Origin of the sequence: Prosthecobacter sp., from assembly GCF_044378005.1 — a bacterium.
Taxonomy (GTDB): domain Bacteria; phylum Verrucomicrobiota; class Verrucomicrobiia; order Verrucomicrobiales; family Verrucomicrobiaceae; genus Prosthecobacter.
In genome coordinates, this window is the sequence record NZ_JBILYB010000005.1 from 24926 (window position 1) to 39251 (window position 14326).

General features: G+C 61.2%; 13 protein-coding genes. 4 read left to right on the top strand and 9 right to left on the bottom strand.

Annotation, left to right across the window (positions count from 1 at the left end):
- Positions 1–121: 121 nt before the first annotated feature.
- A complete protein-coding gene (locus AC6FTP_RS01885) occupies positions 122–1288 on the bottom strand; it encodes a KamA family radical SAM protein (protein WP_497205206.1) in 1167 nt (388 codons plus the stop codon).
- 138 nt (positions 1289–1426) lie between these two features.
- On the opposite strand from AC6FTP_RS01885, the gene AC6FTP_RS01890 reads away from it, so the two are divergent.
- On the top strand, positions 1427–2659 hold the full coding sequence (locus tag AC6FTP_RS01890) for a 2-oxo acid dehydrogenase subunit E2 (RefSeq protein WP_497205207.1): 1233 nt from the start codon (positions 1427–1429) through the stop codon (positions 2657–2659).
- A 4-nt stretch (positions 2660–2663) separates the two neighbouring features.
- On the top strand, positions 2664–3545 hold the full coding sequence (locus AC6FTP_RS01895; RefSeq protein WP_497205208.1) for a prenyltransferase/squalene oxidase repeat-containing protein: 882 nt from the start codon (positions 2664–2666) through the stop codon (positions 3543–3545).
- A gap of 5 nt (positions 3546–3550) precedes the next feature.
- Here the strand turns inward: AC6FTP_RS01895 and AC6FTP_RS01900 are convergent, their stop codons facing one another.
- The gene (locus tag AC6FTP_RS01900) at positions 3551–4717 is read right to left on the bottom strand and encodes a Gfo/Idh/MocA family protein (protein ID WP_497205209.1); all 1167 of its coding nucleotides are present in this window, start codon (positions 4715–4717) and stop codon (positions 3551–3553) included.
- Between the two features lie 125 nt (positions 4718–4842).
- A complete protein-coding gene (locus AC6FTP_RS01905) occupies positions 4843–5481 on the bottom strand; it encodes a 3-keto-disaccharide hydrolase (RefSeq protein ID WP_497205210.1) in 639 nt (212 codons plus the stop codon).
- 119 nt (positions 5482–5600) lie between these two features.
- Between AC6FTP_RS01905 and AC6FTP_RS01910 the strand changes: the two genes are divergently transcribed.
- A complete protein-coding gene (locus tag AC6FTP_RS01910; RefSeq protein ID WP_497205211.1) occupies positions 5601–7904 on the top strand; it encodes an aminotransferase class III-fold pyridoxal phosphate-dependent enzyme in 2304 nt (767 codons plus the stop codon).
- 192 nt (positions 7905–8096) lie between these two features.
- Here AC6FTP_RS01910 and trmD read toward each other — a convergent pair whose 3' ends face one another.
- The gene (gene trmD / locus AC6FTP_RS01915; RefSeq protein WP_497205258.1) at positions 8097–8822 is read right to left on the bottom strand and encodes a tRNA (guanosine(37)-N1)-methyltransferase TrmD; all 726 of its coding nucleotides are present in this window, start codon (positions 8820–8822) and stop codon (positions 8097–8099) included.
- A gap of 151 nt (positions 8823–8973) precedes the next feature.
- On the opposite strand from trmD, the gene AC6FTP_RS01920 reads away from it, so the two are divergent.
- Positions 8974–9801, top strand: coding sequence for a hypothetical protein (locus tag AC6FTP_RS01920; RefSeq protein WP_497205212.1), 828 nt, complete (start codon positions 8974–8976; stop codon positions 9799–9801).
- On the opposite strand, the gene ftsY is transcribed toward AC6FTP_RS01920, so the two are convergent.
- The 5 genes from ftsY to AC6FTP_RS01945 all read right to left on the bottom strand — a co-directional run bounded on the left by ftsY (position 9798) and on the right by AC6FTP_RS01945 (position 14322).
- Positions 9798–10646, bottom strand: coding sequence for a signal recognition particle-docking protein FtsY (gene ftsY / locus AC6FTP_RS01925; RefSeq protein WP_497205213.1), 849 nt, complete (start codon positions 10644–10646; stop codon positions 9798–9800). The genes AC6FTP_RS01920 and ftsY overlap by 4 nt on opposite strands.
- A 3-nt stretch (positions 10647–10649) precedes the next feature.
- Positions 10650–11111 (bottom strand): transcription antitermination factor NusB, encoded by a 462-nt coding sequence (gene nusB / locus AC6FTP_RS01930; protein WP_497205214.1) that lies wholly within the window; start codon positions 11109–11111, stop codon positions 10650–10652.
- Between the two features lie 4 nt (positions 11112–11115).
- Positions 11116–11622 carry a 6,7-dimethyl-8-ribityllumazine synthase gene (ribH, locus tag AC6FTP_RS01935; RefSeq protein WP_497205215.1) on the bottom strand — a complete coding sequence of 169 codons (507 nt, stop codon included), beginning with the start codon at positions 11620–11622 and terminating at the stop codon, positions 11116–11118.
- A 34-nt stretch (positions 11623–11656) separates the two neighbouring features.
- The gene (locus AC6FTP_RS01940) at positions 11657–12871 is read right to left on the bottom strand and encodes a bifunctional 3,4-dihydroxy-2-butanone-4-phosphate synthase/GTP cyclohydrolase II (RefSeq protein WP_497205216.1); all 1215 of its coding nucleotides are present in this window, start codon (positions 12869–12871) and stop codon (positions 11657–11659) included.
- A gap of 164 nt (positions 12872–13035) precedes the next feature.
- The gene (locus AC6FTP_RS01945) at positions 13036–14322 is read right to left on the bottom strand and encodes a DUF1552 domain-containing protein (RefSeq protein WP_497205217.1); all 1287 of its coding nucleotides are present in this window, start codon (positions 14320–14322) and stop codon (positions 13036–13038) included.
- Positions 14323–14326: the final 4 nt, after the last annotated feature.

Genomic DNA, 14326 nt, shown 5'->3' on the forward strand with positions numbered 1-14326 from the left:
TGATCACCATCTTCTCAGTTCAGCCGCATGGGCGTAGGCGGAATCAGATGCGGTGATCCATGATTTCGAATGGAGCCAGTGGCTGCGCATCCGGATCAAGAGAGGTTCAAGCAGCGGGAGTTCACCTGACCCGCACCATGGCGGGCTCGGGATACTCAAAGGTGCGGCCTTCGAAGTTGCGGATGAGGGTGCGCTGCTCATCGCGGAGGAGAACGTAGTCGGGATTGACGGGGACTTTGCCTCCGCCGCCGGGGGCATCGATGACGAACTGGGGTACTCCGTAACCCGTGGTGTGGCCGCGCAGGGATTCGATGATCTCGACGCCGGTGCTGACGCTGGCGCGCAGATGGCTGGAGCCCTGGATAAGATCACACTGATACAAATAATAAGGCCGCACACGGCACATGAGGAGCTTTTGGACGAGGCTCTTCATGACTTCGGGGTCATCATTCACACCGCGCAGTAGCACGCTTTGATTTCCCAACGGCACGCCGTGGTTGGCGAGTCGTTCGAGCCCGGCTTTGACCTCGGTGGTGAGTTCACGCGGATGGTTGGTGTGGATGCTGAGCCACAAAGGATGATACTTGGCCAGCATCTGGCATAGCTCGGGGGTGATGCGCTGGGGCAGGAAAATGGGGACGCGGCTGCCGATGCGGAGGAACTCGATGTGCGGGATGGCGCGGAGGCGCTTGAGGATGGCTTCGAGCTTCGAGTCGCTGAAGAGCAGGGGATCACCGCCGCTGAGAAGCACGTCGCGGACTTCGTCATGCCGCTCCAAGTAACGGAAGGCGGCTTCGTAGTCGGTGTGGAGTTCCTGCTCGCCGACACCGCTGACGACGCGGCTGCGGGTGCAGTAGCGGCAGTAGCTGGCGCAGCGGTCGGTGACGAGGAAGAGCACGCGGTCCGGGTAGCGATGCACGAGACCAGGCACGGGCATGTGGCTGTCTTCACCGCAAGGGTCGGCCATCTCATCGGGGTCCTCCCAGGTCTCTTCGATGCGCGGGACGACCTGCCGCCGGATGGGGCACTCGGGGTCCTCAGCGTCCATGAGATTGAAATAATGCGGCGTGATGGCCATGGCCAGCTTGTTGCCGCTGAGGAGGACGCCGGCGCGCTCTTCCTCGGAGAGCGTGAGGTGCTCCTCCAGTTGGGCGAGCGTGGTGACGCGGTTGCGGAGCTGCCAGGAGGCGCTGTTCCAGTCGGCGGGAGAGACGTTTTTATCTTTCCAATAGCCCGGGGCATAGGAGCGGAACTCTTTCTCCGGGAGCTGTGAGGGCGGCGTGCGCATGTACGAGGTTGGCGGGGCAGAGGATTACGCGCGGGCAGTTCGGGGTGTCAAAGTTTTTGCAGGCTATCGTCAGGTGTCTTGACTCTCCGCCATGGAACCGGCACACATGGAGTCTCAGCGCCCTTCCATTTTTCAAAGATGCCCACGATCCCGATCCTCATGCCCCAGCTCGGCGAATCCATCGCCGAGGCGACGCTTATCAAAATCCTCGTGGAGCCAGGGGCGCAGATCGAGGCCGGGGCGGACATCTTTGAGGTGGAGACGAACAAAGCGACCATGACGGTCGGCAGCCCTTGTGCTGGCAAAGTGGAGCAGGTGATGGCCAAGGTGCAGACCAGCTACGCGGTGGGCAGCCAGCTCGCTACTTTCCAGGTGACTGAGGAAGACGCGCAGGCGCTGGGCTTTAATCAAGCTCCGCCGCAGACCTCCAGCTCCAAGGCACCGGTCTCGATGCCGAACTCGGACTCGCTGCATTTCCAGTTCAGTGATGAAGACAATATCTCCAGCTACCAACCCAAGGTCGAACCCGTGGTCGGTGGACTGCCGGTGCCTGCCGGAGCCACAGGCGCGAGCTACATCTCTCCGCGAATGCGCGCCCGGATGCACGAACTCGGCCTGAATGCTTCCGACCTCGCAGGCGTGCCGGGCACAGGTGCCGGTGGTCGTGTGACGGTGGAGGACTTCGAAAACTTCCTCCGCAGTCTGGAACAGCACAAACTCACGCCCGCCTCACCCATGCGCATCGCCGTGGCGGACTCCATGCGCCGAAGCTGGACGCGTCCGCTGGCCACCGTTGGCAGCCCGATCATGCTGGACGCCATGCTCGCGCATCGTCGCCGCACCGATCCGAAACCCGGTCCCGCCTTGTATGCCATCCGCGCGCTGGCTTTGGCCCTGGCTGAAAACACGGCCGTGGCTGGCCGACTCATCGGCAACCGCATCGTGCATCCGCGAGCCATCGACATCGGCTTCGCCGTGGAGGTGGACGACGGCGTGTTCGTGCCCGTACTGCGTGAGGTGGACAAGACCCCGCTCGTCAAACTGGTGCCCACTTACAACAAGCTCGTCGAGCAAGCCCGCGCCCGCCGCCTGCCCAACGACATGAACCGTCCTGGCATCGCCACGGTGACAAACTTCGGCACCTTCGGCATCGTCTGGGCCACGCCAATCCCGCTGCCCGAGCAGAACCTCATCCTCGGTCTCGGCGCAGGCAGCAAAGTCCCGCGCTGGAGTGAAGAGGTGAATCAATTCATCCCCGTGACCGAAGCCGAGATCACCCTCAGCTTCGATCATCGCGTCTGCGATGGCGGTGCCGCCGGACGACTGCTGTCGATGGTGGCGAAGCTGCTGCAGGAACCGGAGAAGCTGTGAGTGCATGAGCTTCCGTCTCGAAATGCTCCAAGTCGCCCGTGTGGCTCCGAAACTGCTAGGTGGCTCAGCAGATCTAGTGGCAGAGTTCATCCGCTCGCGAATGCACCCCGAGGGCGGGTTTCTCGATCGTGCTGACAAGCCGGATCTCTACTACACGGTCTTCGGCATTGAGGGGCTGATGGCGCTGCAAAAGGAAGTGCCGAAGGACTCGCTGAGAGCCTGGTTGACTGCATTCGGCGATGGAGAAGGACTCGACTTTGTGCACCTCTCTTGTCTTGCACGCTGCTGGGGGAGCCTTAGTGGCGGGCTCACGGCGGAGCAGAAGCAAACGCTGGCGAATCGTCTCGAAGCATGGCGCACGCCGGATGGTGGGTATCATCAGGCTCCTAGTCGGAAGAATGGCAGTGCTTACGGATGTCTGATCGCTTTCGGAGCCTACCAAGATTTAGGTTTGCTGCCACCGGACCCGCTGAGCATTGCCAAGTGCATGGACAGCCTGGAGACGCCAGATGGCGCGTGGTCAAACGAGCCCGGTCTCACGCTAGGCTCCACGACGGCCACCTCGGCGATGCTTTCTCTCTACCGAAACATGCAGATGCCTGCTCCACCGGCTGCGGTGGAGTGGCTGGTGCGGCAGTGTTTGCCGGCTGGCGGTTTCCTGGCCGTGCCGGGGGCGCCGATTCCAGATCTGCTTTCCACCGCAGTGGCGCTGCATGCTCTGTCGAACAATGCAGACGCCATCGCGCGGCTGAAGGAGCCTTGCTTGGACTTCATCGACTCCCTCTGGAGTGCCGCCGGCGGCTTCCATGGCAACTGGACCGATGACACCCTCGACCCGGAGTACACCTACTACGGGCTGCTGGCGCTCGGACATCTGGCGCTCTGAACGGATCAGAGTGCGGGAACATCTAGCCAGCGGCGATCGGCCCAGCTTTGCAGACCGAGTTCAGCGAGTTGCACGCCTTTGGCACCTTCACGCAGGCTCCAGCGGAAAGGCGTGTCGAGGGCGACGTGCTTGATGAACATCTCCCACTGCACTTTGAAGGCATTGTCATACTCCGCTGTATCCGGCACTTCCTGCCAGTGGGCGTAGTGATTGATCGGGGAGTCGATGTCAGGATTCCACACCGGCTTCGGCGTGCCCGCCAGAGACTGGAACCAGCACTTCCTCAGGCCGACAATGGCCGAGCCATGAGTGCCATCGACCTGCATCGTGAAGAGGTCATCGCGGCGCACGCGCACGGTCCAGGAGCTGTTGAACTGGCAGACGATGTTCTGATTTGTCTCAAAGGTGGCGTAGCAGGAGTCGTCGGTATCGCAGGCATAGGTCGCGCCCTTTTCATCCACACGCTGCGGGATGTGCGTGGCTCCGAGGCAGCTCACGCCGGTGACTTCGCCGAAGAGATTGTCGATCACGTAACGCCAGTGGCAGAGCATATCGACGATGATGCCGCCGCCGTCGGACTTGCGGTAATTCCACGAAGGGCGCTGTGCGGGCTGTCCCTCGTGCTCACCGGTGAAGACCCAGTAGCCGAACTCCCCGCGCACACTGAGGATGCGGCCAAAGAAGCCCTGAGATTGCAGCAGAGCCAATTTACGGATGCCGGGCAGCCAGAGCTTGTCCTGGACGACGCCGTTCTTCACGCCTGCCTTTTCGCAAATGTCCGCCAGACGCAGCGCTTCGACGGTTTCCACGGCGGTGGGTTTCTCACAGTAGATCGCTTTGCCAGCTGCAGCAGCCATCTCCACGAATCGCGCGCGATGCAGCGTGCCTGAGGCATCAAAGAAGATCGGGTAAGCCGGATCGGCCAGCACGGCGGCGAGATCGGTGCTGGTCTTCAGAGGGCCGGTCTTTTCGCAGCTATGCTTCGCGGCGAGCGCCTGGAGCTTGCTGGCACTGCGCCCGGTCAAAATCGGGTCCGGCATGAGCGTCAGATCATCCGAGATGCGGATGCCGCCCTGGCGGATGATGGCGAGGATGGAGCGGACGAGGTGCTGATTCGTGCCCATGCGTCCGGTGACGCCGTTGAGGATGATGCCGATGCGTTGGAGGGTCATGGTTTGAGGGTGCGTTTGGATGAAGAAAAGCTCTGACAGCCACGGTCATAGATCATATATGATCTACATCAAGCGCTTTTTTCTTGAGGGAGAGCGTCTGCCGGGGCAGGGCAGGGTAGGGTAGGTTACTTCAGCTCACGAATCCGCACGTTGCGATACCACACCAGCTTGGCCTCGTCTTGGAAGGCAATGTGGCCTTCATTGGGGCGATCCTTCTTCTCGGTGTCGTCGAGGTTCATATCGATGACCTGCTCGCCATTGAAGACAACCTTCACCTGACGTCCCTTCACGGTGATCGTGTAGCGGTTCCATTCTCCGGCGGGTTTCACCATGTTCTTCGTCGGCCCCATGGCATGGACGATGCCGCCGCAGTCGTGATGACCAGGCTTGGCGAGGCCATGGGTGTCGAGGATCTGCACCTCGAAGCCGCTCTTCACATGATCCTTCAAATCGCCGACGCGCATGAACACGCCGGAGTTGCCCGTGGGCTCAAATTTGAATTCCAGATCGAGCACGAAGTCACCATACTTCTTCACGGTGGAAAGGTAGGCGTCATAGCGCTGCCAGCCTTTTTCTCCTGGGCGTGGCTTGAGGGCGATGTTGCCGTCTGGCTCCACGACCCAGTTTCCTGTGGTCTGCCATCCTGTCAGGTCCTTGCCGTTAAAAAGAGGAACAAAACCTGCCGCATCGGCTGCGGGATGCAGGTCTTCGGCTTGAAGGGTGAGGGCGAGGGCAAGTGAGGCAAGGAGGGTAAGAGTCTTCATCAAAAGGAAGAACGCTCATCAAGGTGCTTTCACTCAACGAGTGAGCCCAGACTCTGGCATCTCGAACTGACCAGGAACTTCTGCTGGTCGAGTCTTGGGCTGACATTCACCCTTTCCATATGTCTCTCAAACTCGTCACCGAACTCAACGACACTGACCGCAAGCTGCTGCATCGCGCCATCGATGGCTTTGTGCCGGAGAAGGTCTTCGATGTACACACGCACCTGTTTCACTCGCGTCATTTTGCAGAGGGAAAGCGGCCCGTGTTTCTCGATGAGGATCGTGGGTATGGCATGGCAGATTTCCAGGCGGCAATGCAGCTTTGGATGCCGGGCAGGGAAGTGGAGGGGCTGTTTTTCGGCTATCCGAGTGCGGGCAATGATCGCGTGGGCGAGAATGCCTGGGTGCAGTCGCAGATCAATATGACGACCAACTCACGCGCGCTGGTGCTTGCTGCGCCGACAGATGATCCGGCGGAGGTGCGGCGACTGATGAGCACGGGTGTCTTTATCGGCATCAAGCCCTATCGTCTCTACGCCGATGTGCCGGATACGAAGGAGGCGGAGATCGAATCCTTCGCCCCGGAGTGGATGTGGGAGATCTGCCATGATCACGATGGCATCATGGTGCTGCACATCATGCTGGCGGATGGCATCACCGACCCGCGCAATGTGGAGGCGATCCAGCGGCTGTGCCGTCGCTACCCGCGCTGCAAACTGATCCTGGCGCATGTGGCGCGGTCTTTTAACTACCGACATGCCCGCGAAGGGCTGCATCACCTCGTGGATCTCGACAACGTGGTCATCGATACCTCCGCAGTGACGCAAGCAGGTGCATTTCGAGCAGCCATCGAGATTCTCGGGCCTCGTCGTGTGCTGTGGGGCAGCGACTACATGGTCAGTGAATTGCGCGGCTCCTGCATCACACAGGGAGATGGCTTCACCTGGATTCATCCTGAGATCACTGGCGACAAGCTGACCATCTTCGGCCAATACACGACCGTGGGCATCGAGTCCCTGCTTTGCCTTCGCGAGGCCTGCGAGGACACCGGCATGACGCAGGGTGATCTGGAGGACATCTTCCGCGAGAATGCGCTTCGATTGCTCAAACCAGCTCCCGAGATCAAAGCGGGACCGATGCTCTGGGAAGAGGCGAAGACGAAGATCTCCTGCGGCACGGGTCTGCTCTCGAAACGCGCGCACCTCTTCGATCAGCAATCATGGCCTTCCTACTTTTCTCGTGCCAAGGGCGCGAGCATCTGGGACCTGGATGGAAAGCGCTACACGGACTTCACGGGTGGTGTCGGAGCCATCCTGCTCGGCCATGCGGACGATGAAGTGAATGCAGCGGTGAAGCGTCGCGTGAATCTCGGCAGCTATGCCACGCTGGCATCACCGGATGAGGTGAAGCTCGCCGACCTGCTGCTCGACCTGCATCCCTGGGCGGGCAAGGTGCGCTATGCTCGTGGTGGTGGCGAGGCACTCGGACTCGCGGTGCGCATCGCACGTGCCGCCACGGGCAAAAGCGGCATCGCCTTCTGTGGCTATCATGGCTGGAGCGACTGGTATCTCGCCGCGAATCTCGGTGATGATGCCGCGCTCGATGGCCACCTGCTCCCCGGCCTGCAACCTCTCGGCGTGCCGCGTGAACTGGCGGGCACGGCGGTGCCGTTTCGCTACAACGACTTCGAGTCATTTAGCGCCGCACTGCAAAAGCTCGATGGCAAACTGGCAGCCGTCGTGATGGAACCCATGCGCAGCGAACTGCCTCGCGATGGCTTCCTACAAAAGGTGATCGATGCCTGCCATGCCGCAGGTGCTGTCTTTGTGCTCGATGAAGTAACGAGCGGCTGGCGCTTCGGTTTCCCCGGAGCGGCGCTCGTGCTCGGCATTGAGCCAGACATCGCCGTGTATGCAAAGGCCATGTCGAACGGCTATCCCAGCGGAGCCATCATTGGCAAAAACGAGGTCATGGATGCCGCCAACAACAGCTTCATCTCCAGCAGCTACTGGACGGACGGCGTGGGCACGGCAGCATCGTTGGCCTGCATTGGTAAAATGCAGCGCGAGGGCGTGCAGAAGTATGTGTGGGAACTCGGCGGACGACTTCAGGCAGGCCTGCGCGAGGTGGCGGCAAAGCATCCAACCTTGCAGCTCAAGATCGGCGGCATGCCCTGCGCGCCCTCGCTCGGCTTCGCTGATCCAGCCGCTAAGGTGCTCATGATCCGCCACATGCTTCAGCGCGGTTACTTGATGTCGAGCCAGCTCTATGTGACCTGGCCACACACGGCGGAGTTGATCGCTGGTATGCTCACCGACTTGGATGAATCTCTCGGCGCAGTGGCCGAGTTGCAGGCAAGTGGACAGCTCCAATCCACTGCGGGTTCTATGCCAGCCAGCACGGGGTTTGCCCGACTTGTTTGAGGTTTGTCATCAATGGCACTCAGTTAAGGTGTTGAGAGCCATTGGAGTCTGTCTGAGTCGGGAAGTTGGGCGAAGTCATTTTGACTCCATCCGACATGCCTCCCGCCTTGCTTTCCCAACTTGCGACCGGGCTGCGACACCAGCCTCTAATCAGGGGCCATTCGTGACAGACATCAGTCACATGGCCTCGATTCATGGTGGTTCGTGTTGATGGATTGAATGGGGGCGAGCCGCTGCTGGCGATTTCGGCTCCAGGAGATCGGGCCGCATTCGGCGAGTGCGATCGATGGCCTGCTGAGCGCGCCATTCGGCGATTTTGGCGTGGTTGCCGCCGAGGAGAACTTCGGGGACGGCCATGCCTTGGAACTCGGCGGGCTTGGTGTAGTGCGGGGCTTCGAGTAGGCCGGTGGGCCCGAAGGACTCCTCCACGGCGCTCATGTCGTCACCAAGGACGCCTGGGAGGAGGCGAACGATGGCGTCCATCATGACCACGGCGGCGATGGCACCGTTCGTGAGCACGTAATCGCCGAGGCTGAGTTCTTCATCGACCCAGCGATCAATGACGCGCTGATCGACGCCTTCATAGTGGCCGGAGATGAAGATGAGGTGCTGCTCGCCGCTGAGGCGCTGGGCGGTGGCCTGGTCGAATCGGCGGCCGGCGGGTGAGGTGAGGATGATGTGGCTCTTTTCAGTGCTCACGCGCTCCAGAGCGGCGAAGAGGGGCTCGGGGCGCAGAAGCATGCCCTGGCCGCCGCCGCAGGGCGTGTCGTCCACCTGGCGGTGTTTGCCCATGCCGAACTCGCGGAGGTCGTGAACACCGAGTTCGATGGCCTTTTTCTCCTGGGCACGACGCATGATGCTGGTGCCCATGGGCACCGTAACGAGTTCGGGAAAAAGCGTGATGACATCGAGACGCACGCGGTAGTGTATGCGGGGGATGGGAGGCAGGCGCAAGGCGCAAGTCAGGCTCGTCAGAAGCTGCATCCGGCCTTGCGGAGGCGGTGTGAGCGGGTAGTTGAACACAGGCGGGGGTAAAGTGATCTCAGAGAGACTCCCGATGACAGACACCGTGACCGCCTCTCGCTCCCTTTTACTGCTCCCCACCCTATGGATGATGGTGGGAGTGCAAGTCCGTGGGCAGGAGATCAAAGCCGGCCAGCAGGACAGCATCGCGGCGAGTGCGGGGGAGTTTGTGGCGAGGCCGGTGTTTTGGACGGAGGATCAGACGCCGGCGGACTTCCTGGAGATGGCGGGACGCCATACGAAGGCACGCTGGCGCACGCTGTACCGTCCGCAGCCGCCCGTGCCGAGCACGGACCGGATGAAGGCCGGATTTACCCTCGGAAGTCTGATGGGGGAAAGCTTTCTGATCTGGGAGGCCGGGGACTCGCAGCAGTTCCGCAACAACAACCAGGACATCGTTTCCTACTGCCGCACGCTCGGCCTTGGTGAGAAGATGATGCCGCGTCTCATGGCGCAGGCAAAGATGGCGGAGATGGATGAATGGAAAGACCTGCGGCAGGAGATCATCGACGGGCATCAGGAACTGATGCGGCTGCTGCGCGAGCATCGGGATGAGGATCTGGCGGTGCTAGTGGACATCGGCGCGTGGATGCGGTCGCTGGAGATCGTGTCGAAGCTGGTGGTGGAGACGCCGGACGTGGACAAACGCAGCCTGTGCATCGGCTCACCCGCGCTGCTGGCGGAGATGCGTCATAACTTCGCGAGTCTGAGCGAGCCGACGCGCCGTTCGACCTTGTTGCAACCGCTGATCCTGGTTTTGACCGAACTCGAAAAGGCCTGGGGCAACCCGAAGTCAGGCGCGCCGACTCAAAGCATGGTGGCCCGCACGCACGAGCAGCTCCGAGAGGTGATGGAGAGTCTGATGCTCAACTAGAGCAGCTCTTCGACGAAGCGCTTCGGATCGAAGAGCTGGAAGTCCTCCACCTTTTCCCCGAGGCCGATGAAGCGGGTGGGGACGCCGAGCTCCTGCTGGATGGGCACGAGCACGCCGCCTTTGCCACTGCCGTCGAGCTTGGTGACTATGAGGCCGGTGAGCGGGATGGCTTTGTGAAACTCACGCGCTTGTTGCAGCGCATTCGAGCCCGTGGTGGCATCGACGACGAGGATGACCTCATGTGGCGAGGTCGGGTCTTTCCGACCCAAAACACGATGCACCTTCTTCATCTCTTCCATGAGGTTGTGTTTCGTGTGCAGACGCCCGGCGGTATCACAGACGAGGAACTGGGCACCGGTCTTGGTGGCGCGCTCATAGCCTTCGAAACAAACGGCGGCAGGATCACCATTCGGCGGGCCTTTGACGAGCGGCACGTCGAGGCGCTGCGACCAGACTTCGAGCTGCTCCACAGCAGCGGCGCGGAAGGTGTCGGCAGCAGCGAGCACGAGCTTGTGCCCGGCTTTCTGAAGCAGATAAGCGAGCTTCGCCGTGGAGGTGGTTTTGCCGACGCCATTGACGCCGACGATGAGGAGCACCTTGGGGCGGCCATCCTCAAAAGGCACAAGCGGGCTGGCGGTCTCCGGAAGAATCTTCCGCACATGATCGCGAGTTACCTGGACGATGTCCGCGCCGTGCAGCTTCCGCTGCTGGGCCTGGAGATCGCTGACGATCTGGAGCGCGAGTTTCGGGCCGAGGTCACCAGCGATGAGCGAGGCTTCTAGGTCATCCCAATCGATGTCGGGCTTGGTGAAACGCTGGAGGAGTGATTTGAAGAAGCCGGCCATGGGTCAGGAAGGGATATCCGTTTTCGGCTCGCTGATTTCGGCAGGGCGTGCAGAGGCTTTGGGGCGAATACTTTTGGCGATCCTGTGGAGCACACCATTCACAAAGGCACCGGACTCATTGCCACCGAGGTTCTTCGCCACTTCGATGGCTTCATTCAATATCACGGGTGCGGGCACGGCTGGCACATGCAGCAGTTCATAGACGGCCACGCGCAGGATGTTTCGGTCCACATGGGCGAGACGCTCGATGCGGAAATTTTCCACCACGGGGGAGATGACGGCATCGATCTGCTCCAGGTTGGCGAGCACGCCTTTGATGAGTTCTTCGGCATAAGCTCGCACGCTGGCCTTCGCGCTATGGATGTCCCAGAAGGCGCTCTGCTCTGCCAGCGAGTGCTCAGCATGGAGTTCATGAGCGAAGAGGAATTGAACAGCGGCTTCCCGCCCGTCGCGTCGTTTTCCCATGAAGTCAGGCGGTCTCCAGGGTTGGGGTTCCGGCGAAGCTCGCGCGCATCTTGCGGAAGAGGCTCATCATGTTCACGGCGGTCTGGGCCGCCTCGGCACCACGATTCTTGCTCACGCCCAGGCAGCGCTCCTCGGCCTGCTCTTCACTGTTCACCAGCAGCACTTCATGAATGACCGGCGTTACGTGGCGCACAGCCATCTGCTGAAGCGCATCTGTCACCGAGGCCCCGACGAGATCTGCATGCTCCGTGGAACCGCGGATGATGACGCCAAAGGCGATGAGCACATCCGGCTTCGTGTTCTTCAGCACGAGTTCCGAGCACACGGGAATCTCAAACGCACCCGGCACGCGATAGACAGTGATGGAGGCATTCGGGGCCAGTTCTTCCAGCTCTTCGCGGCTGGCATCAAGCAGACCCTGCACGAACTGGTTGTTGTAAAGACTGGCCACGATCGCGATGGACACGGTGTCCTGGATCGGCCGGGGGCGGGTGGGTGAATGCTGAGACATGGGGGGATTGTCGGAGAGCAGAGTTCAAAGCGGCTCAGAGCTTGTGCCCGAGCTTCTTCTTCTTGGTTTCGAGGTACTTCTTATTGTGAGGGTTCGGCTCGGAGATGATGGGCACCTGCTCCACGATCTCCAACTTGTGGCCGTCGAGGCCCACGAGCTTGCGCGGGTTGTTCGTGAGGAGGCGGATCTTCCTCACGCCGAGATCATGGATGATCTGCGCGCCGATGCCGTAGTCGCGGAGATCCATCGGGAAGCCGAGTTTAAGGTTCGCTTCGACGGTGTCGAGCCCCTCTTCCTGGAGCTTGTAGGCCTGGATCTTGCCGTGCAGGCCGATGCCGCGGCCCTCATGACCGCGCATGTAAATGATGACGCCTTTGCCCGCCTCAGACACGCGCTTCATCGCCGCATGGAGCTGGCTGCCACAATCACAGCGACGTGAGGCAAAGATGTCTCCCGTGAGGCATTCGCTGTGGACCCGGACGAGCGTGGGCTCGGCGGCCTTGATGTCACCCATCACGAGGGCCACATGATGCACGCCATCCAGCGTGCTGCGGTAGAGGTGGAGTTTGAAGACGCCGAAGTCCGTGGGCATGTCCACGACTTCGAGCTTCTCCACCAGCTTCTCACTGCGGCGGCGATACTCGATGAGATCGGCGATGGTGCCGATCTTGAGCCCGTGCTTTTTGCCAAACTTCTTCAACTCCGGCATCCGCGCCATGGTGCCGTCCGGATTCATGATCTCGATCAGCACGCCCGCCTCACGTACTCCAGCGAGCCGACACAGATCCACCGCCGCCTCGGTATGCCCGGCGCGGCGCAGAACGCCGCCCGGCTTGGCCACCAAAGGATTGATGTGCCCCGGCTGGACGAAATCCGCCGCCGTGCTCTTCGGGCTGGCCAGAAGACGGATGGTCCGAGCACGATCCGCCACGCTGATGCCTGTGGTGATGCCTTCCGCCGCATCCACTGTCACGGTGAAGTCCGTGCGAAAGGCCTCCCGGTTCTCCGGCACCATGCTTTCCAAATTCAACTGCTGGGCGATCTGGAGGCTCACGGGCACGCAGAGCATCCCGCCGCCCTCGCGGACCATGAAGTTCACCATCGCAGGCGTGATGCTCTCCGCCGCGCAGATCAGATCTCCCTCGTTCTCGCGGTCTTCGTCATCGGTCACGATCACCATGCGACCTGCCCGGATGTCCGAAATGACGGACTCCACGGGATCGCACACCTGAGTTTTCTTGGCTGGCATGGGGGAGAAATGGGAAAGAACCGCGCCCGGACGTCGCGCGTCAGGGCTACGGGGCGGCGATGGTAGAGTCAAAAACAGCCTTTTCCAGCGGCGATCTTGGTTTTTCAGGGGCCCGGCAGCGGAATGTCAGGGCTGAATCCCGGGCAAGTCGCCATTCTCAGTGATTACGCCACGATCTCCTTCAGCACACCGGAGCTGTCGCCATGCCGCTCGGCATTGACGCCGATGCCATGCAGCAGGGTGAGCCAAGTGTTGCAAAGCGGCGTGTCTTTCGGCGCGACGATGTTGTGGCCGAGCTTGATGCCTGCACCGCCGCCAGTGAGGAGCGTGGGGCAGTTGTCGAGGTTGTGCTCGGTGCGGATGTTGCTGCCATAGGCGAGGGCGACGTGATCAAAGAGGCGGCTGCCATCCGCTTCCTTGGTGGCTTTGAGCTTGTCGAGGAGTCCAGCGAGCAACTCGCTCTGAACGAGATCGCGCTGCTGCGAGGCGGCGAGCTTTTCGCCCATGGTCGAATGGTAGTGGCTCATGTCATGCGGGGCCACTTTGATGCCGATGCTCGTCAGCAACGTGCTCACCGGCTGGCGATAGGTCAGCACGCGAGTGCTATCCGTCTGCATCGCGGCGACGATGATGTCATACATGATCTTGATCTCTTCTTTACCCGCGAGGCCCTCTTGCGGTTGAGGGATAGGAGCCTTCGGCTGCGGCACGCCGATCCATTGCTCGTCCTTCGCGAGACGCTTTTCGATGTCGCGGATGCCCTGGAAGTATTCGTCGAGCTTCGCCTTGTCGTTTTTGCCAAGGCCACGCTGCATGGCCTTCGCGTTCTCCATCACCGTGTCGAGCACGCTGCGCTTCTGCGCGAGCATCGCCTTCTGCTGCTCAATGGGCGTCGTGTCCTTGGAAAACAGCCGATGAAACGCCTCCACCGGGCCTTTGTGACCGCCGATGGGCTTGCCGCTCACATCCCAAGCCATCGAAAGGCCTGGCCCATGTCCCGAAGCCTCTGCGTTCTCGCCACCATTGAGCTGGAGCGAGGCAAAACGCGTCTCCATGCCCAGCTTCGCCGCCGCCACCTGATCCGCCGAGATGCTGTTGTGAAACGTCTGCCCCGGCTCCGCGAACCGGTTCGCGCCCGTGAGCCACATCGTGCTGCCCCAGTGCCCTTCGTTCGAGTATTTGTTCCAAAGCCCCTGCACCACCGTGAAGTCCGCCTTGTGCCTCGCCAGCGGCTTCAAGCCCTCCGGCAGCGTGTAATCCTTCCCTGTCTGCTTGATGTCCGGAAACCAAGTCTCCGTCGTGATCCCCCAGCCAAAGCCGAGGAACACCAGCCGCTTCGGCGGTGCGGCAGGGGTCGCCGCCGAGGCAAAGCGACGAAAGCCCAATGACTCCAAAGCGGGTAAGGCAATGAGCGAGGTGCTGGACTGGAGAAAGTGACGGCGGGTTTTCATGGAG

Excerpts from the sequence above, each read along its gene's own strand:
- AC6FTP_RS01885 (WP_497205206.1), bottom strand. The coding sequence starts at position 1,288 with ATGCGCACGCCGCCCTCACAGCTCCCGGAGAAAGAGTTCCGCTCCTAT.
- AC6FTP_RS01900 (WP_497205209.1), bottom strand. The coding sequence starts at position 4,717 with ATGACCCTCCAACGCATCGGCATCATCCTCAACGGCGTCACCGGACGC.
- AC6FTP_RS01905 (WP_497205210.1), bottom strand. The coding sequence starts at position 5,481 with ATGAAGACTCTTACCCTCCTTGCCTCACTTGCCCTCGCCCTCACCCTT.
- AC6FTP_RS01910 (WP_497205211.1), top strand. The coding sequence starts at position 5,601 with ATGTCTCTCAAACTCGTCACCGAACTCAACGACACTGACCGCAAGCTG.
- AC6FTP_RS01890 (WP_497205207.1), top strand. The coding sequence starts at position 1,427 with ATGCCCACGATCCCGATCCTCATGCCCCAGCTCGGCGAATCCATCGCC.
- ribH (WP_497205215.1), bottom strand. The coding sequence starts at position 11,622 with ATGTCTCAGCATTCACCCACCCGCCCCCGGCCGATCCAGGACACCGTG.
- AC6FTP_RS01895 (WP_497205208.1), top strand. The coding sequence starts at position 2,664 with ATGAGCTTCCGTCTCGAAATGCTCCAAGTCGCCCGTGTGGCTCCGAAA.
- AC6FTP_RS01945 (WP_497205217.1), bottom strand. The coding sequence starts at position 14,322 with ATGAAAACCCGCCGTCACTTTCTCCAGTCCAGCACCTCGCTCATTGCC.
- ftsY (WP_497205213.1), bottom strand. The coding sequence starts at position 10,646 with ATGGCCGGCTTCTTCAAATCACTCCTCCAGCGTTTCACCAAGCCCGAC.
- AC6FTP_RS01940 (WP_497205216.1), bottom strand. The coding sequence starts at position 12,871 with ATGCCAGCCAAGAAAACTCAGGTGTGCGATCCCGTGGAGTCCGTCATT.
- nusB (WP_497205214.1), bottom strand. The coding sequence starts at position 11,111 with ATGGGAAAACGACGCGACGGGCGGGAAGCCGCTGTTCAATTCCTCTTC.